The organism is Brevundimonas sp. FV1ye7S, assembly GCF_058680995.1.
The window spans coordinates 2,964,131-2,981,041 of record NZ_CM178726.1 but is presented as its reverse complement, the minus strand read 5'-3'; the positions used below and the strand labels follow the sequence as shown (position 1 = coordinate 2,981,041).

The window sequence follows — 16,911 nt, the reverse complement described above, 5'->3', positions numbered from 1 at the left end:
GGCTTCCTTATATGTTTTCGGGTGACGTGCGGGCCTTCAACCGCTAAGGCGCGACCATGACCCAGAACACCGCCCAATATGACGTCTGCGCTGTCGGCAACGCCATCGTCGACGTGCTCAGCCCCTGTGACGCCGCCTTCCTGACGGCCCAGGACCTGGCCCCCAACTCGATGCAGTTGGTCGACGCCGAACGCAGCGCCGCCCTGTATGACGCCATGGCGCCGGGGGTCGAGGCCTCGGGCGGATCGGCCGGCAACACCGTGGCGGGCGTCGGCTCGTTCGGCGGCCGGGCGACCTATATCGGCAAGGTGGCCGATGATGTCCTGGGCGAGGTGTTCAGCCACGACATCCGCGCCGCCGGCGTGCATTTCGACACCCCGGTCCTGACCGGCGGAGCGGACAACGGCTTCGGCACCGGTCGTTGCCTGATCAACGTCCTGTCCGACGGCGCGCGCACCATGGCCACCTTCCTGGGCGCCGCCAACCAGCTGTACGCCGACGACATCGACGAGGCCCTGATCGGCGCCAGCCAGATCGTCTATCTGGAAGGCTATCTGTTCGACCCGGCCCCGGCCCGCGCCGCCTTCGAACGCGCCGCCGCCGCCGCACACAAGGCCGGCCGCAAGGTGGCCATCACCCTGTCCGACACCTTCGTCGTCGCCCGCTGGCGCGCCGAACTGCTGAGCTTCATCGAACAGTCGGCCGACATCGTCCTGGCCAACGAAGCCGAACTGGCCGCCCTGTTCGAAACCGATGATTTTGACGCCGCCGCCGCGAAACTGGCCGCCATCGTCGAGATCGCCGCTGTGACGCGCGGCGAGCACGGCTCGGTGGTGATCGCCGGCGACGAGCGGGTGACGGTCGCCGCCTATCCGGTCGCCAAGGTGATCGACACCACGGGCGCCGGCGACCAGTACGCCGCCGGCTTCCTGCTGGGCGTCGCGCGCGGCCTGACGCTGGAAGAGGCCGGCAAGCTGGGCTCGCTGGCGGCGTCCGAAGTCATCGCCCACTGGGGCCCGCGGCCGATGGTGAAATTGGCCGATCTGGCCGGTGAGAACGGGCTGAAGCTGTAAACATTTTCCTTCTCCCCTTGCGGGAGAAGGTGGCCCGAAGGGCCGGATGAGGGGTCCGCCGGTGGGCCAATTCGCACCACTGTGCCCCTCACCCTTTCGCGCAAGACCGATCGCTGACGCTCTCGGGCGCTCAAGCCCTCTCCCGGCGGGAGAGGGTCTTACAACTCAGCTCTTCCACCGCAGCGTCGTCGGCTGGATCGGGTTGACGAACTCCCTCCCCTCAGCCCGGCTCTTCGCCCATTCGCGCTTCAGCTGCTGATACCATTTAGCCTGTTTGTCGGCGTCGTCGATCCAGATCAGGGCGGGGTCGTAGCGCAGGCCTTCGTTCTGCAGGTTCACCATGCCGCCGTCCTGTTTCAGGAAGGCGACCACCCCCATGCGCAGGAAGGGCTTGGCAAGGTCGAAGACCCAGTGGTCCGACCAGAAGACCTGGGTGATGCGGGTCCTGGTCTCGCTGATCGGGGTCAGGCAGGTCAGGGCCAGGACCTGTTTTTCGCCGACCTGGATATGTTCCCAGCGATAGCCGGGCAGGCGGAAGGTGATCTCCGTCGCGGGGGCGCCGCCCAGGATCTTGTAGAGCCGGCTGTTGGACGATGGGGTGTGGCGCGCCATGGCCCAGCCGAAATCGGCGGGGACGAAGGCCTTGGCCTTCTCGTGCATCGAATGTTCGGACCGCCACCACCATTGCTGGTGGACATAGGGGCCGTGGGCGGGGTCCATCAGGCCAACGACGGCGTGGTCGATATGGCTGTCGAACTCCATCGCCTCGACCAGTTTCGGGCCGGAGCCGACCACGCCCGGGAAGACGGGGGGCGCGTGGTCCGGCTCCATGGGATTGCGGGCGTCGGACGCCATCCAGACGAAGACCATCCCCTGGCTCTCGCGCACCGGAAAGGCGCGCACCTTGATGCGGTTCGCCTCGAACGCCTGATCCTCGACCAGGGAGGGAATGGCGGCGCAGACCCCGTCCGGGCGGAAGCGCCAGCCGTGATAGGGACATTCGATCGTCTCGCCCTCGCCGGGCTTTTCGACCAGTTTCCCGGCCGACAGCGGCGCGGCGCGGTGGGGGCAGATGTCGCGCATCGCATAGACGGCCCCGGCGCGGGTGCGGCCGACCAGGACGGGCTCGCCCATGATCTCGTAGCGTTTCAAGCCGGCCGGAGCGACGTCGCGCGACAGGGCGACGAAATACCAGGCGTCGGCGACGAACCCCTTGCCGAAGGGCTGGGCGCCCGCCTTGGAGGGGGCGGCTTCGGCTTGAGGGGACTGGACGGGGGGAGCGTCTACAGGCTTCATGAGCGCCTTCTAACAGAGGGACGCGGGGTCTGTCCCTATGGAGCCGATAGAGAACTTTACATAACAAAGTGAAGGCGGCATAAGGGTCGCCTTGCAGGGGAATTTCATCATGTTTCGCGCCTTAGGTTTCGCCGCCATGCTGTTCGCCGCCACCGCCGTCCAGGCTCAGGACGGGCACGGGGCCCATCCCGACAGCGGCCATGCGCACGGCCATCATCACGCGGATTTCACCTCCGACCGCATCCACGTCCGCGTGGACGGCGAAGCGGGCGGTCGCGACATCATCCTGATCCCCGGTCTGAGTTCCTCGCCCGAAGTCTGGCAGGGCACGGTCGATCATCTCGGCGCGGGGTGGAGAGTGCACCGGATCCATGTCCAGGGCTTCGCGGGGGCCCCGGTTAAGGGCAACGCCCAGACAGGCGCGACGCCGACCCCGGTGGCGGCCCCGGTCGCCGAGGAGATCGCCCGCTATATCGCCGAACAGGGTCTGGAGAAGCCCGCCGTGGTCGGCCATTCGATGGGCGGGACTATCGGCCTGATGCTGGCCGCGCGTCATCCCGACAGCGTCGGCAAGCTGATGGTGGTGGACATGATCCCCTTCATGGGCGCGATGTTCGCGCCGCCTGGCGCTTCGAACGAGGCGATCACCACGATGGCCGATCAGGTCTACGCCAGCATGGCCTATGTTCCTCGCGCAGAGTACGACGAGCGCGCGACGGTGTCGCTCACGGGCATGATCGCGACCGAAGGTTTGCGGGCCGGCCCTCTGGAAGACAGCCGCACGAGCGATCAGAAGGTCTCAGCCGCCGCCTTCCGCGAACTGATCGTGACAGATCTGAGGCCTGAATTGTCCCGTATCGTCGCCCCGACCGAGGTGATGTACGTCAAGTTCAACGATCCGCGCATGACGCCCGAGATTACCGATCAGATTTTCCGCAGCAGCTTCGCCAACCTGCCCGGCGTGACCCTGAAACGGATCGACGACAGCGCCCATTTCATCATGCTGGACCAGCCCCAGGCCTTCTACGGCGAACTGGACGCCTTCCTGGCGCGATGAGCCATCCGGCGGCGGATCGGATCGTCGGTCTGTACGAGGACAGGGCGGCGGACTGGATCAGGGATCGCGGCGCGGCCCTGTATTCCGGGGCGCGCGGGCTGGACGAAGCGAAGTGGCTGGATCGTTTCGTCGCCGACCTGCCGTCGGGCGCGTCCATTCTGGATGTCGGATGCGGCTCGGGCTGGCCGATGGGGGCGGCCCTGCTGGAGCGGGGGTTCAGGGTCGTGGGGCGGGATTCCTCGCCGGCCCTGATCGCCCATGCGCGCCAGACCCTGCCGGCCGGCGTCTGGGAGACCGCCGACATGCGCGACCCGCCGCCGGACGGCGTGTTTGACGGCGTTCTGGCCTGGCACAGCCTGTTCTATCTGACGCCCGAGGATCAGCGGCGTGTCCTGCCCGCTCTCGCCCGACAGGTGGCGGACGGCGGGCGGTTGATGTTCACCAGCGGCCCCGCCCATGGCGAGACCATCGGCGAATGGCGCGGCGAACCGCTGTATCACGGCAGTCTGGATCCCGCCGCCTATCGGGCCCTGCTGATCGAGGCCGGCCTGTCGGTGCAGGCCGACGGGGCCGAGACCGGCGTCTGGCTGGCCCGTCGCGCCTTTCTTTCGGCGAAATAGCCGCTCACGGTCGCGTGATATCGACGGGGCCGTTTCGGCGGCGGTTCATACGCGATACATGTCCGTAGAGCTTAATCCCGCTGAGCGCGGCATCTGAAGGAAAGTCATGGCGGGTCCAGGGTTCGGGGGCGGGCAGCAGGGCGGCGCAAAGCCGGCTCGCACGCGGCTGCAACAGGCGCTCTACTGGGGCGCGGTGCTGGCCGTCTGGGGACTGATCTTCCTGGTGGTCTTCTTCGCCGTGTTCGCGCGCGGCCTGCCCGACACCTCAAGCCTGTATAATGTCGATCGTCAGCCCTCGATCACCTATCTGGACCGCAACGGCGCCCTGATCGCCACCCGGGGCACCCAGATGGCGCCGCCCGCCGATCTGGACTCCCTGCCCGACTATGTGCCGGCCGCCTTCATCGCCATCGAGGACCGGCGCTTCTATCACCACCCCGGTTTCGACCCCATCGGCATGATGCGGGCGGCGGCGACCAATATGCGCGCCGGCCGGGTGGTGCAGGGCGGTTCGACCCTGACGCAGCAACTGGCCAAGAACCTGTTCCTGACGCCCGACCAGAACCTGCGCCGCAAGGTGCAGGAGCTGATGCTGGCCGTCTGGCTGGAGATGAAATTCTCCAAGAAGGAGATCCTGGCCCTGTATCTGAACCGGGTCTATTTCGGCGCCGGCGCCTATGGGATCGAGGCGGCGTCGCAACGCTATTTCGACAAGTCGGCCAAGGATCTGACGGTCGGCGAGGCCGCGCTTCTGGCCGGGCTGCTGAAGGCGCCCTCGCGCTATTCGCCCGTGTCCGAGAGCGAGCGGGCCGCCACCCGCGCCACCGTCGTGCTGAACGAAATGGAAGAGGCCGGGGTCATCACCGCCGCCCAGCGCGAGGAGGCCGTGACCCAGCCGATCATCGTGTCGCGCACCCTGGCGACCCAGCACGCCCAGTATTTCATCGACTGGCTGGACCAGTCGATCCGCGGCCTGGTCGGCGAACCGACCGAGGACATGGTGGTCGAGACCACCCTGGACCTGACGCTGCAGACGGCCGCCGAACGGTCGGTGCGCCGCATTCTGGATCGTGACGAGCGCAAGGGCGTCGAACAGGCGGCCCTGGTCGCCCTGGACGGCGACGGCCGGGTGCGGGCCATGATCGGCGGCGGCTCCTATGCCGACAGCCAGTTCAACCGCGCCGTCGAGGCGCGTCGCCAGGCGGGCTCGGCCTTCAAGCCCTTCGTCTATCTGGCGGCGGTCGAGGCCGGCTACACGCCCCAGACCCCGGTGGTCGATCAGCCGATCACCATAGGCAACTGGTCGCCCAAGAACTATTCCAACACCTTCAGCGGAAACATGACCCTGGCCCAGGCCGTGGCCCAGTCGACCAATACGGTGGCGGCCTATGTCGCCGACCAGATCGGACGCGACAGCGTGGCCCGCGCCGCGCGGCGCCTGGGCATCGAGAGCCGCATCGGTCTGGAGCCCGCCATGGCCCTGGGCGCCGTCGAGGTCTCGCCGCTGGAGATGGCCACCGCCTATGACGCCTTCGCCAACGGCGGTCGCCGGGTCGAGGCCTATGGCATCAGCCGCATCCGCACCCCCCAGGGCCGGGTCATCTATCAGCGGGCCAGCGGCCAGAGCGGCCAGGCGATCAACAATCCGTCGCTGTACTACATGAACCAGATGTTGCGCGGGGTCATGACCTCGGGCACCGGGCGCAGCGCGGCCATCGCCGGGCGCGATCTGGCGGGCAAGTCGGGCACGACCTCGGACTACAAGGACGCCTGGTTCGTCGGCTACACCGGCGGCTTCGTCACCGCCGTCTGGGTGGGCAAGGACGACAACACCGCCATGCGCGGCGTGACCGGCGGCTCGTCGCCCGCCGCCATCTGGAAGGGCTTCATGGAGGCGGCCCTGCCGCGCCTGAACGCACCGCGCATCCCGGACGGCCCGCCCATGCCCGAGGGCTGGACCGCGCCGGATCCCGTCGGCGATCTGATGTCGGGTCTGGGCCAGGGCGGCCTGGATGAAGGTGGAGCCCCGGTCGAGCCGGTCGATCCGAGCCTGGGCGACCCCTATGTGGAAGAGCCGGCCCAGCAACCGTCTCAACCGGCGTCGAGGCCGCCGGTCGTTCGCCCCACCTCGCCCCAGCCCGCCCCGCGCGACACGCCGGACCAACAGCTCGAAGGCCGTTTGCCGGCCGAGAAGCGAAGCGACCCGTTGTTCTTCTGATCCTCTCCCGTTGGGGGAGGGGGGCGACACAGGCTCGCTGTCTGAAGGCGCCGCCTTAGCGGCGCTCTCTTGCCCCCTCCGTCTCGGCGCTACGCGCCGATCCACCTCCCCCAAGGGGGGATGAGTGGGTTCTATCGGCCCACGGCGTGCAGGGCCGCGCCATAGTCCTTCAGCCATTTGCGCCAGGGCTTGTGGTCGCCGACCAGGCGTTCGACGACCGACCAGTAGGCCGGGCTGTGGTCGGCGTGGACCAGGTGGGCGACCTCGTGGGCGGCAAGATAGTCGATGACCGGGGGCGGGGCCATGATGACGCGCCAGGAATAGCGGATGGTGCGGTTATGCGGGCTGCACGAGCCCCAGCGCGAGCGGGTGTCGGCGATGGAGACCGTGACCGGCGTCTGGCCCAGGGCGCGCAGATGGTGGTCGGTGCGGTCCAACAGCGTGCTACGCGCCTCGCGCTTCAGCAGGTTCTCGACCCGGCGGGCGTAGGCCTCGCCCTCGCCGCCCGAGCGGATGACGGTTCCGTCTTCGACCAGGCGGGCTGCGCCGGCGCCGGGCGTCGCCTCCAGGCGGACCGGGCGGCCGCGCAATGAGATGACCTGGCCGGGCTCCAGCGGTCGGCCCTTGGGCCGCACCGCCAGGCGTTCGGAGATCCAGACGCTTTTCGAACGGGCGAAGGCCACGGCCTGGGCCAGGCCGCGTTCGGTCGGGGCGATCACCACCGCCTCGCCCGCGCGCGCATCGATCCGCACCGAAAGACGCCGGGCGCGGGGATTGACCGACAGTCTCAGTGTGGGGCCGGAACCGGAGCCCAAGCCCCCGTCGTCAAGCGGCAGACGCTGACCGTTGCGATACGCCACCGAGGGCCTCGTTCTGGGCGATGAAATCGCGGACGCGGGGATAGATCTCGTCACGGAAGCGACGACCGTTGAAGACGCCGTAATGGCCCACATTCGGCTGGACGTACAGCACCCGTCGGTCCTCGGGGATGTTGGGGCACAGGCCGTGGGCCGCCTGGGTCTGGCCGACGCCGGAGATGTCGTCCTTCTCGCCCTCGACCGTCATCAGGCCGATGTCTCTGATCTTCGTCAGATCGACCTTGTGTCCGCGATGCTCCAGCAGGCCGCGCGCCAGCAGATGCTGCTGGAAGACGATGTCGATGGTTTGGAGGTAGAATTCCTCGGTCAGGTCCAGCACCGACAGATATTCGTCGTAGAATTCCTCGTGCTTCTCGACCCCGTCGCCGTCGCCGTCGATCAGGCTGTTGAAATAGTCCCAGTGGGCGTCGCGATGGCGCTCTTCGTTCATCGACATGAAGCTGTAGAGCTGGACGAAGCCCGGATAGACCCGCCGCCCGAACCCCGCATAGGGCAGGGGCACGGTGTGGATCATGTTCGACCGGAACCAGGTGAAGGGCTTTTCCTCCGCCAGCTGGTTGGTCACGGTCGGCGACAGACGGGCGTCGATGGGCGAGCCCATGAAGGTCATGGAGAGGGGGCGGTTCTCGTCGCTGTCCTCGGCCATGATCGCGCAGGCCGCCAGAACGGGCGGGCCGGGCTGGCAGACCCCGACCACATGGGCCCGGCCGCCGATCTCGGCCAGCATCCGCCGGACGTGGTCGATATAGTCGAAGAAATCGAACCGGCCTTCCAGCACCGGCACCTGGCGGGCGTTGATCCAGTCGGTGACATAGACGTCGTGGTCCTGAAGAAAGGCCTCGACCGTGCCGCGCAGCAGGGTGGCGTAGTGGCCCGACAGGGGCGCGACGACCAGGACGGCGGGGCCGGAGGCGGGCTTTCCGGCCCGTTTCAGGTCGCCGATATTGCGGGCGAACCGGACCAGGCGGCACCAGGGGCTCTGCCAGATCACCTGTTCGACGGTGCGCACCGGCTTGCCGGCGATCTCGATGGTTTCCAGCTTCCAGTCCGGTTTGCCGTAGCGACGCGTGACGCTCTCGAACAGTTCGGCCGAGGCGTAGGCGGTGCGTCCGACCGCCGTGTCCGCCGCCGGATTGAACGGCGAGGTCCAGAAGCGCCGGGCCATCTGGGCGCCGACCCGAAACGGCAGGGCCGACTGATAGGCGAGTTCATGAAAGGCGTAGAGCATGACGATCCATTGCGGGTCTTGCCGAGACCGAAAACCGGGTTCCGGCCGTTTGCTGCAGAGCAGCATACAGGGTTTGAGCTCAGCGCGGCAGTTATTCGCAATCCTGTCCAATTCCCGCCCGGGTTCGATCTTCTCCCCGTCGTCGGAACGTGATCTGATGTCGGCGATGTCCGGGGGGATGTCTATGGAGCCTTCCCATGTTGGTCCTGCTGACCATCGCCAGTCTGCTGCTTCAGCACGCGCCGAACGTCGGCCTCGTCTCCTACGAGGAGGCGGTGCGCTGCGCCGGCCTGACCCAGGCCGCGTCCGAACTGGAAGGCGGCGAAAGCGCGGAGGGCAGACGCCTGTACGACGCCGCCCTGTTCTGGTCGCTGGCGGCCATGCAGGCCGCGACCGCCGCCGGCAAGCCCTCGCGCGCGGCCGAGGCCGACCAGACCCGCGCTCGGATCGAGGCCGTGCGTCGGCTGAACGCCGACGCCTCCGAGGCCCGCGCCGCCCTGCAGCGCTGCCGTCAGAAAACCCCCGATCTGAATTGACGAAATCATCCTTAAGGCCAGGCTGAACCCCCTTGGCGGCGTCGCGTTTGCATTGGAACCCCAGGGGGACGCATTGGTCGTCCCGAAGCGGGATTTAGAGGCGTCCATCGCATGTTCGAGTTCGGCCGAGACCTTCGCAAGCTGTTCGCCCAGGCCCGCGAGAGCGAGGATCTGGGCTGGGTCGAGCTGATCGGCGTCGATCTGCTGGCGGCTGAGGCGCGGCGCGAAACCACCGACGCCGGTCGCGTCTCCTGCGCCCGCCCGTTCGAGACCGAGAGTCGCGCCGCCGCCCTGTGGCGCGAACACGCCCGCCGCAGCGGCGCCGTCGACAGCCTGGACCGCGCCGACCGTTGCGCCGACAGCCTGGTGCGCGCCGCCGTGGGCGAGGATCGGGCGGCGCGGGCCGCGATCGACAAGGCCCAGGCCCTGATGCTGCGCTTCGATCTGTGCGGCGATCCGATCCACCTGGATCGCGCCCTGACCGCGCTCGACGCCGCCGGGCGGCCGCGTCGGTCCCATGCCGCAGGCGAGCTGTCCTCGGTCCATGCCCGGCTCAAGACACGCAAGGCCCGTCTGTCCGGCGATCCCGCCGCCCTGATGGACGCCGCCGCCCTGATGGACCTGGCCCTGCATGAGGCGGGGGCGAACGACGTCGAACTGCGGCTGGATCGGGCGGGACTGGCGCTGGAGACCGGGGTGATCAAGCGCGACGCCCGCCTGCTGGACCAGGCCGGACGCGATCTCGGCGCCCTGGTCGAGAACGCCTCGCCCGACTATCGCCCCCTGACGCGCGCTCGCGCCCTGGCCCTGTGCGGCGCGGGTCTTTCGGCCCTGGCCTCCGTCGCCGATCATGCCGAGGCCCTGGCCCAGGGACGGATGATGTTCGACGCCGCCGCCGATCAGTTCACGCCCGACCACAGCCCGCTGGACTGGGCCGTCATTCAGGTGCTGCGCGCGGGCGACGACGCCACGCCCCTGATGCTGTTGAACCAGGCCGAGGCCCTGACCCAGGGCCGCGGCCTGATCATCGGCGCCCTGGTGCGCGAACGCCGGGTATCGCGCGAGATCGCCCTGGCCGAGGCTGTGCGCGACCTGGCGGGGCTGGAGCTGATGGAGGCCCGCCTGCGCGACCGGCTCGCCGCCGCTGCGCCGCTGGACTGGGCCGCCGACCAGATCGGTCTGGCCGAACTGGCCCTGGCCCGTCATCGCCTGGGCGGCCCTGCGCCCGCCCACCTGCACCTGATCCTGAACGAAGCCGTCCTGACCGCGCGCGAACTGGGCGTGCCGGCCCTGGCCGACCGGGCCGGGATGCTGCTGTGGAAGGCGGGGCTTTAGGCGCCGTCATCAAGGGCGGAATTCTTCCGTCAAAGCCTCGACGAAACTGCGAACATTGACTGTAGGGCGCCGTCCGGCCGGATAGAGAACATGCATGGGCCGCACCGGCCCCTCGTACTCGGGTAGGACACGGACAAGCCGGCCAGAGTCGATTTCCGCCTTCATCACGCTCTCCGGTCCGAGCGTCACGCCGTAACCCTCGATCGCGGCGTGCAGCAACGCCTTCCAGTCGTTGCTTCGCATCCGTCCGCTCGCCTTGATTTCTTCGTCTCGGCCATTGCGAGTGAACAGCCAACGGCAAGGGATTGAAGGAGACCAGTAGGCGTAGGCAAGGCAATCATGCCGTTCCAAATCAGCAGGCGTCTCGGGCGCGCCACGACGGGCGAGGTAGGTCGGCGAGGCGCAGGCGATCAACCGGTAAGGCGCCAACAGATGGGCGATGAGGCTGCTGTCCTCGACGGCGCCGATCCGAACCATCACATCGAAACCCTCTTCGAGAGGATCGACAAATCGGTCGTTGAGCGTGAGGTCGATCTGCATATCGGGGTATCGCGCAAGATAGCGCGTGATGAAGGGGGCGAGAGTGAAGGAGCCGAACGTCATCGGGGCGTTGACCCTTAGGACGCCCTTGGGCTGGGAGCGCATGTCCTGCGCAATCGTGTCGGCGGCTTCAGCCTCCGCCAGCACAAGCTTGCAGCGATCATAATAGGCCCGCCCAACGTCCGTCAGGCTCTGCCTCCGGGTCGTCCGGTGGAGAAGGGTGGCTCCGAGACGATCCTCCAAAAACACCACGTGTTTGGCGACCATCTGTGGAGACATTCCCATCGCCTCGGCGGCGGCGGCGAAAGAGCCGAGATCGGCAGACTTGACGAAGACCGCCATACTGGTGAGCCGGTCCATTGATTGATCTCATTTGGTTGTCAATGTCGTCTACTAATGGATATTTATGGCGATATGAATGGCAATTAAATCTGCTGGCTCACTCAGGAGAGACAGTCATGAAAATCGGCATCATCGGCGCGGGCTTCGTCGGGCGGGTCGTCGGGAAGCTGGCGGTTCAGGCCGGCCATCAGGTCATGCTCAGCAACTCGCGCGGCCCCGAAACCCTATTCAGCCTGCGGTACGGCGTCGGTTGCGAAGTCGGCACGGTCGATGACGCCGTCGCATTCGGCGAGGTTGTCATCGTCGCCATTCCACTGACGGCCTATCGCACGACCCCTGTTGCACCGCTTGTGGGCAAGGTCGTCATCGATACGAACAATTATTATGTCGAACGCGACGGCCGGATTCCGGATCTGGATGACGGGAAAACGACGACGAGCGAGTTGCTGGCACGACACCTTCCACAATCGCGCATCGTCAAGGCGTTCAACGCCATACCAATGAACGAACTGGAAAGGGACGGGAGACCCGCAGGAGCGCCTGATCGACGCGCCTTGCCGGTCGCAAGCGACGACGCCGAAGCCAAGGCTATCGCTATCAGACTCTACGACGAATTCGGTTTCGACGCCGTGGATGCCGGCGCGCTTTCGGAAGGCTGGCGCTTCGAGCGTGGAGCGCCAGCCTATTGTACGTCGATGACGAAGGAGGATCTTGAACGGGCGCTTGCATCGACGGCGCGCCGTAGCGGCCGCCGGTGAGGTCCCCGCCACACGATGAAGCGTGGCGGGATCGGCCTCAGCCGCCCATGGCGACGAAGGGTCCGTTGAGGAACTGGGGCTTGCCGTAGGCCAGGCGCTGGCCGTCGTCGGCCAGGACGCGGCCGCCGGCGGCTTCCAGCACGGCCTGACCGGCCGCAGTGTCCCATTCCGAGGTCGGGCCGGAGCGCGGATAGGCGTCGAAGCGGCCCTCGGCGATCAGGCAGAATTTCAGCGAGGAATCCGTGCCCTGCCAGCGGGTGCAGCCGTGGCGGGCGGCCAGACGCGCGGCCTCTTCATCGGTGACGCTGTGGCTCAGCAGGGCCATGCCCTCCTGCGGGCGGTCGCGGACCTTGATCGGCCGCCATTCGGCGCCGGCGTGGGCCTCGCCCTCCTGCTGCTCGCCGTACTGACGACGGAAGGCGCCGCCGCCCGGCGTGTCCGTGCGCCAGGTCGTGGCCGTCGCCGGAGCCGTGACCACGCCCGCGACGGGATAGCCCGCATGCATCAGGGCGATGTTGACCGTGAAGGCCTCGCCGCCGCGCACGAACCCCTTGGTGCCGTCCAGCGGGTCGATCAGCCAGAACCAGTCCTCGGCCGAGTCCGGGGCGCCGTTCGCGGCCACAGCTTCTTCGGCCACCGTCTGGACGCCGGGATAGAGGGCGGCCAGCCGTTCGAGGATCAGGGCCTCGGCGGCGCGGTCGGCCTGGGTGACGGGGCTGTCGTCCGACTTGGTCTCGACGGCGGTGTTGCTGCGCCAGTAGGGCAGGATCAGGCGCGCGGCGTCTTCGGCGATCTCGGCGATGGCCAGGGCCAGGGCGCCGGACTCCAGGTCGAGGGCCAGGGTGTTCGTGGGGGAGGTCGTCATTATGGGCTCGATAGACCATTGCGGCGGTTCCATGAACCGGCAAATCACGTCAGCTTCGCGCACGACATGAACTGTGACCTGAACGCCGACGAGAGTATGCTGGCCTCCATGAATTCGACCGACGCCGCCAAAGCCCCGCTGGACCTGCCTGTCGACGGAATCGAACTGGCCACCTATGTCGCCGCCAAACTGTGCCACGACTTCATCAGCCCCTCGGGCGCGATCGTCTCGGGCCTGGATCTCATGCGCGATCCTTCGGCCCAGGACATGCGCGAGGACGCCCTGTCCCTGATCGAACAGAGCGCCCGCAAGATGGTCGCCCTGGTCCATTTCGCCCGCGTCGCCTTCGGCGCGGCGACGACCAGCGAACGGTTCACCGCACGCGAGCTCCAGTCGCTGGTCACGGGTCTGACCGAGGGCGGGCGCGCCTCGCTGGACTGGCGCATCCACGAGGGCGAGTTTTCCAAGCCCCAGGCGCGCGCCCTGACCAATCTGGCCTATCTCACCGTCGGCGCCCTGCCGATGGGGGGCGATGCGGTGATCCAGTCGCGCGTCGAGAACGGCTTCCTGTTCATCGAGGGATTCGCCGAGGGCGCCCGCGCCCGGCTGAAGCCGGAAGCGGTCACGGGCCTGGCCGGCGAGCGCCTGATCGAAGGGCTGGCGGGGCAGTGGATCCAGCCCTACTGGCTGTGGCTGACCGTGGTCGAGGCCGGCGGCTCGCTGCATGTGACGGTCGAGGACGGCCGCGTCGTCCTGGTCGCGCGAATGCCCGTGTGAGGCTTTCCCAACGACTCGTTAACTGGAATCGGGCGATGCTGCTACGACGCGTGACTTCTGCTGAAGGTCCGGCGCCGGGGAGCCCGTCTTGGATTTCAAAACCTGCCTCATCGTCGATGACAGCCGGATCATTCGCAAGGTCGCCCGCCGGATCGTAGAGGGCCTCGGCTACGAGGTCGACGAGGCTGCGGACGGCGCCGAGGCCCTGGCCTATTGCTCAGGCGTCATGCCCGACGTGCTGCTGATCGACTGGAACATGCCGGTGATGGACGGGCTGACCTTTTTGCGCCGCCTGCGCGCCTCGCCCGGAGGAGAGGTTCCGAAGGTGTTGTTCTGCACCATCGAAACCCGGCCTGAGCGGATCGCCGAGGCCCTGGCCGCCGGCGCCGACGACTATGTTATGAAACCTTTTGACGGCGAAATTCTTCAGTCCAAGCTGATGGAGGTCGGCGCGATCGCGGCATGACACCCGAGGACTTCGACAAGCTTCAGGGACTATTGGCCACCCGCGCCGGCTATCGGCTGGCGCGGGATCGCATTCATCTGGCCGAACACCGTCTGGGACCGATCGCGCGTCGTGAAGGCTACGCCAATGTCGAGGCCCTGCTGACGAATCTCTGGGCCAATCCGGTCGCCTCCCTGGGCTGGGCTGTGATCGAGGCCCTGCTGAACGCCGAAACCTGGTTCCGTCGCGATCGCACCCCGTTCACCGTGCTGGAGAAGGAGCTTCTGCCGGCCCTGTCGCGCGCCCGGCCGAACGGCCGGGTCAAGGTCTGGTCCGCCGGATGTTCGACGGGGCAGGAGGCCTGGTCGATCGCCATGGCGGGGCTGGACATCGGCGTTCCGCTGGATCTGACGGCCACCGACCTGTCGCAGCGTGCGATCGAGAAGGCGCGTTCAGGCCTCTATACCGGCTTCGAGATCCAGCGCGGTCTGACCGCCAAGACCATGCTGCGCTGGTTCGAGCCGGCCGAGGACAACTGGCGCGTCCGCGCCGAACTGGCCGACACCGTCCGTTTCGGACGCGCCAACCTGTTGGACGAGCCGACCGACGAGGCCCGTTTCGACGTCATCTTCTGCCGCTACGTGCTCGGGGACATGGAGCCCTCGCGCCGCGCCCGCGTGCTGGACGGGCTGGAACGCCGCCTGGTCGACGACGGCTGCCTGTTCCTGGGCATGGATGAACGGCTGGAAGGCGAGACCGTCGCCTTCCGCCCCGTCACCGGCCGCAAGGGCCTGTATGTGAAATCCCCCTCCGCCGCGCGCAGAGCCGCCTGAACGGCCGCTTTGAACCGCGACGTGGATTCAGCCCGCGTGCAGTTCCTGCTTCACCCGTTCCGCCAGGGTCTTGATGTCCAGAGGCTTGGGCAGGAAGGAGACCCCGACCTCGTCCTGCAGCAGGTCCGAGAAGTCGCTTTCCGCATAGCCTGAGATGAACATGACCGGGGCGTCGCCCAGGTATTTGCGCGCCTTCTTCAGCAGGGACGGGCCGTCCAGGCCGGGCATGATGACGTCGGAGATCATCATGTCGATCTGGCCCGCGTATTCCTCGGCCAGGATCAGGGCCTCCTCGCCGTCGGCGGCCTCGATGACCTCATAGCCGCGCTGGCGCAGTAGGCGGGCGGCGATGCCGCGGACCGCGTCCTCGTCCTCGACGAACAGGATGCGGCCGGCGCCCGACAGGTCGCGCGGCGCCTTGACCTTGACCTCGACCGGCTGAACCTCGGCCAGTTCCGCCTCGCCGGCGGCCGGCAGGAAGATGCGGAAGGCCGCGCCCATGCTCATGCCGTGCGGGCCCTCGATATTGCTGACCGAGATATGGCCGCCGGCCTGCTGGGCGATGCCGTAGACGGTGGCCAGGCCCATGCCGGTGCCCTCGTTCACCGCCTTGGTGGTGAAGAAGGGCTCGAAGATCTTGTCCACCAGTTCAGGCGGCACGCCGGGGCCGGTGTCCGACACCTCGATCAGGGCGACCTCATCGGTGGGAGCGTCGGGCCAGCCCATCTCGCGCGCCTGCTGGGCGGTCAGACGGCGGGTGGTGATGGTGACGACCGCGTCGCCCGGCTCGACCACGCCGCGCATGGCGTCGCGGGCGTTGACGGCCAGATTCATCACGGCGGTCTCGAGCTGGCTCTTGTCGGCCAGGACCACCGGCAGGTCGCGGCCGTAGTCGGTTTCAAGCCGAACGTCCTCGCGCAGCAGGCGCCGCAGCAGGATGGCGAACTCCCCGACCAGCTCGCCCAGATCCAGCCGCTCACGCCGCACCGTGGACTTGCGCGAGAAGGCCAGCAGCTTGCGCACCAGGTCGGCGGCGCGAATGGCGGTCTGGCGGATCTCGTTCAGCCCCTCATAGGAGGGGTCGCCGACCGGATGCCGCTCCAGCAGGCCCGACAGCTGCAACTGGATGGCCGTCAGCAGATTGTTGAAGTCGTGGGCCACGCCGCCGGCCAGCTGGCCCACGGCCTGCATCTTCTGGGCCTGCGACAGCTGCAGCTCCATCGACTTCTGCGCCGAGACGTCGAACAGCCAGATGCGCTTCTGTTCGCCCTCTGGCGCCACATAGAGGTGCAGCATCTTGTCGGGATAGGCGCGGGCGACCAGTTCGATGGGGCCGGACGAACCGGCCGCCAGCTTGACCCGCGCCTCGGCCACGCCCGTCGGGTCGAACAGATGGCCGAAGGCGGCGTCGCGCGCGGCGTTGGGGCCGGTCAGCACGGCCAGGGCGGCGTTGGCCTCCTGCGCCCGGCCGGCGAACAGGTCGGGGCCGTCGATCACGGCCGAGCCGAAGGGAGCGCCGGCGGCCATGGCGCGGGATTCGCCCGTCGCCGCGCCGTTCGTCGGGGCCGTCGCCACGGGCAGGGGCAGGACGGCTTCGGGCGCGACCCGCATCAGATACCGGTCGGGGCCGGCCTTGCCGATCACCACCTCGACCTCGCGGTCGCCGATCTGGACGATGGCGTGGCCCGGCTCGCCCCGACGCGCCTGGGCGAAGGCCATGTACAGGGCCTGGGCCGACTTGCCGCGGGGCAGGGCGGTGGTCGTGCCGTTGGACTGGGCCCAGGCGCCGTTGAAGGCCAGGACCTGGCCCGTCTCCCACACCAGGGCCGCCGGCTCCGCCATGGCGTCCAGCATGTCCACGGCCACGTCGCTGGACGGCTTGACCGTCTCGGCGCGGCGGAAACCGAACAGGCCGATCAGGGCGATCAGACCCGCCGTGACGATCAGGATCATGCCCGGCCCCGACATCGGATTGGCCTTGAAGGCCGGATAGGCCAGGGCCGCGACGGCCACGACCACGCCGAACGCCGTCGCAACGGAGAGCAGGTCGAACGGAAGGCGACGGTTGGGCTTCATGCGGCCTCGCGAATCAGTGGTCTGATCATACCCC

General features: G+C 68.0%; 16 protein-coding genes. 10 read left to right on the top strand and 6 right to left on the bottom strand.

Annotated features, from left to right (window positions below):
• Positions 1-56: 56 nt before the first annotated feature.
• The gene (locus tag ACW18C_RS14515; RefSeq protein WP_492071641.1) at positions 57-1,073 is read left to right on the top strand and encodes an adenosine kinase; all 1,017 of its coding nucleotides are present in this window, start codon (positions 57-59) and stop codon (positions 1,071-1,073) included.
• A gap of 165 nt (positions 1,074-1,238) precedes the next feature.
• Here ACW18C_RS14515 and ACW18C_RS14510 read toward each other — a convergent pair whose 3' ends face one another.
• Positions 1,239-2,369, bottom strand: a complete 1,131-nt coding sequence (locus tag ACW18C_RS14510; RefSeq protein WP_492071640.1) for an aromatic ring-hydroxylating oxygenase subunit alpha — start codon at positions 2,367-2,369, stop codon at positions 1,239-1,241.
• 109 nt (positions 2,370-2,478) lie between these two features.
• On the opposite strand from ACW18C_RS14510, the gene ACW18C_RS14505 reads away from it, so the two are divergent.
• The 3 genes from ACW18C_RS14505 to ACW18C_RS14495 all read left to right on the top strand — a co-directional run bounded on the left by ACW18C_RS14505 (position 2,479) and on the right by ACW18C_RS14495 (position 6,264).
• Positions 2,479-3,426, top strand: a complete 948-nt coding sequence (locus ACW18C_RS14505; RefSeq protein WP_492071639.1) for an alpha/beta fold hydrolase — start codon at positions 2,479-2,481, stop codon at positions 3,424-3,426.
• Entirely contained in the window at positions 3,423-4,046 is a 624-nt protein-coding gene (locus ACW18C_RS14500; protein ID WP_492071638.1) for a class I SAM-dependent methyltransferase, read from the top strand. Before ACW18C_RS14505 ends, ACW18C_RS14500 begins: the two co-directional genes overlap by 4 nt.
• A gap of 106 nt (positions 4,047-4,152) precedes the next feature.
• Complete coding sequence (locus ACW18C_RS14495; RefSeq protein WP_492071636.1) at positions 4,153-6,264, top strand: transglycosylase domain-containing protein; 2,112 nt, start codon at positions 4,153-4,155, stop codon at positions 6,262-6,264.
• A 131-nt stretch (positions 6,265-6,395) separates the two neighbouring features.
• Here the strand turns inward: ACW18C_RS14495 and ACW18C_RS14490 are convergent, their stop codons facing one another.
• Entirely contained in the window at positions 6,396-7,124 is a 729-nt protein-coding gene (locus tag ACW18C_RS14490; protein ID WP_426026456.1) for a M48 family metallopeptidase, read from the bottom strand.
• Positions 7,090-8,370: a polyhydroxyalkanoate depolymerase gene (locus tag ACW18C_RS14485; RefSeq protein ID WP_492071635.1), complete on the bottom strand. Its 1,281-nt coding sequence runs from the start codon at positions 8,368-8,370 to the stop codon at positions 7,090-7,092. Before ACW18C_RS14485 ends, ACW18C_RS14490 begins: the two co-directional genes overlap by 35 nt.
• 197 nt (positions 8,371-8,567) lie before the next feature.
• On the opposite strand from ACW18C_RS14485, the gene ACW18C_RS14480 reads away from it, so the two are divergent.
• Together ACW18C_RS14480 and ACW18C_RS14475 are read left to right on the top strand one after the other, a co-directional pair.
• On the top strand, positions 8,568-8,906 hold the full coding sequence (locus tag ACW18C_RS14480) for a hypothetical protein (protein ID WP_154726679.1): 339 nt from the start codon (positions 8,568-8,570) through the stop codon (positions 8,904-8,906).
• A 111-nt stretch (positions 8,907-9,017) separates the two neighbouring features.
• Positions 9,018-10,241: a hypothetical protein gene (locus ACW18C_RS14475; RefSeq protein WP_492071634.1), complete on the top strand. Its 1,224-nt coding sequence runs from the start codon at positions 9,018-9,020 to the stop codon at positions 10,239-10,241.
• Between the two features lie 9 nt (positions 10,242-10,250).
• Here ACW18C_RS14475 and ACW18C_RS14470 read toward each other — a convergent pair whose 3' ends face one another.
• On the bottom strand, positions 10,251-11,141 hold the full coding sequence (locus tag ACW18C_RS14470; RefSeq protein WP_492071633.1) for a LysR family transcriptional regulator: 891 nt from the start codon (positions 11,139-11,141) through the stop codon (positions 10,251-10,253).
• A 98-nt stretch (positions 11,142-11,239) separates the two neighbouring features.
• Between ACW18C_RS14470 and ACW18C_RS14465 the strand changes: the two genes are divergently transcribed.
• Entirely contained in the window at positions 11,240-11,881 is a 642-nt protein-coding gene (locus ACW18C_RS14465) for an NADPH-dependent F420 reductase (protein WP_492071632.1), read from the top strand.
• 37 nt (positions 11,882-11,918) lie between these two features.
• Here ACW18C_RS14465 and cysQ read toward each other — a convergent pair whose 3' ends face one another.
• Positions 11,919-12,746 (bottom strand): 3'(2'),5'-bisphosphate nucleotidase CysQ, encoded by an 828-nt coding sequence (cysQ, locus tag ACW18C_RS14460; RefSeq protein ID WP_492071630.1) that lies wholly within the window; start codon positions 12,744-12,746, stop codon positions 11,919-11,921.
• A gap of 66 nt (positions 12,747-12,812) precedes the next feature.
• On the opposite strand from cysQ, the gene chpT reads away from it, so the two are divergent.
• The 3 genes from chpT (at position 12,813) to ACW18C_RS14445 (ending at position 14,801) form a co-directional block, all read left to right on the top strand.
• Entirely contained in the window at positions 12,813-13,523 is a 711-nt protein-coding gene (chpT, locus tag ACW18C_RS14455; protein ID WP_008259610.1) for a histidine phosphotransferase ChpT, read from the top strand.
• Positions 13,524-13,611: 88 nt separating this feature from the next.
• On the top strand, positions 13,612-13,989 hold the full coding sequence (locus tag ACW18C_RS14450) for a response regulator (protein WP_008263303.1): 378 nt from the start codon (positions 13,612-13,614) through the stop codon (positions 13,987-13,989).
• On the top strand, positions 13,986-14,801 hold the full coding sequence (locus ACW18C_RS14445) for a CheR family methyltransferase (protein WP_008259147.1): 816 nt from the start codon (positions 13,986-13,988) through the stop codon (positions 14,799-14,801). Before ACW18C_RS14450 ends, ACW18C_RS14445 begins: the two co-directional genes overlap by 4 nt.
• Positions 14,802-14,828: 27 nt before the next feature.
• Here the strand turns inward: ACW18C_RS14445 and cckA are convergent, their stop codons facing one another.
• Positions 14,829-16,877, bottom strand: a complete 2,049-nt coding sequence (cckA, locus tag ACW18C_RS14440; RefSeq protein ID WP_008264323.1) for a cell cycle histidine kinase CckA — start codon at positions 16,875-16,877, stop codon at positions 14,829-14,831.
• Positions 16,878-16,911: the final 34 nt, after the last annotated feature.

What these genes read in the sequence shown, in the direction of transcription:
- ACW18C_RS14515 (WP_492071641.1), top strand. Translation starts at nt 57, where the DNA reads ATGACCCAGAACACCGCCCAATATGACGTCTGCGCTGTCGGCAACGCC.
- ACW18C_RS14470 (WP_492071633.1), bottom strand. Translation starts at nt 11,141, where the DNA reads ATGGACCGGCTCACCAGTATGGCGGTCTTCGTCAAGTCTGCCGATCTC.
- ACW18C_RS14500 (WP_492071638.1), top strand. Translation starts at nt 3,423, where the DNA reads ATGAGCCATCCGGCGGCGGATCGGATCGTCGGTCTGTACGAGGACAGG.
- ACW18C_RS14445 (WP_008259147.1), top strand. Translation starts at nt 13,986, where the DNA reads ATGACACCCGAGGACTTCGACAAGCTTCAGGGACTATTGGCCACCCGC.
- ACW18C_RS14505 (WP_492071639.1), top strand. Translation starts at nt 2,479, where the DNA reads ATGTTTCGCGCCTTAGGTTTCGCCGCCATGCTGTTCGCCGCCACCGCC.
- ACW18C_RS14510 (WP_492071640.1), bottom strand. Translation starts at nt 2,369, where the DNA reads ATGAAGCCTGTAGACGCTCCCCCCGTCCAGTCCCCTCAAGCCGAAGCC.
- ACW18C_RS14480 (WP_154726679.1), top strand. Translation starts at nt 8,568, where the DNA reads ATGTTGGTCCTGCTGACCATCGCCAGTCTGCTGCTTCAGCACGCGCCG.
- cysQ (WP_492071630.1), bottom strand. Translation starts at nt 12,746, where the DNA reads ATGACGACCTCCCCCACGAACACCCTGGCCCTCGACCTGGAGTCCGGC.
- cckA (WP_008264323.1), bottom strand. Translation starts at nt 16,877, where the DNA reads ATGAAGCCCAACCGTCGCCTTCCGTTCGACCTGCTCTCCGTTGCGACG.
- ACW18C_RS14495 (WP_492071636.1), top strand. Translation starts at nt 4,153, where the DNA reads ATGGCGGGTCCAGGGTTCGGGGGCGGGCAGCAGGGCGGCGCAAAGCCG.
- ACW18C_RS14465 (WP_492071632.1), top strand. Translation starts at nt 11,240, where the DNA reads ATGAAAATCGGCATCATCGGCGCGGGCTTCGTCGGGCGGGTCGTCGGG.
- ACW18C_RS14475 (WP_492071634.1), top strand. Translation starts at nt 9,018, where the DNA reads ATGTTCGAGTTCGGCCGAGACCTTCGCAAGCTGTTCGCCCAGGCCCGC.
- chpT (WP_008259610.1), top strand. Translation starts at nt 12,813, where the DNA reads ATGAACTGTGACCTGAACGCCGACGAGAGTATGCTGGCCTCCATGAAT.
- ACW18C_RS14485 (WP_492071635.1), bottom strand. Translation starts at nt 8,370, where the DNA reads ATGCTCTACGCCTTTCATGAACTCGCCTATCAGTCGGCCCTGCCGTTT.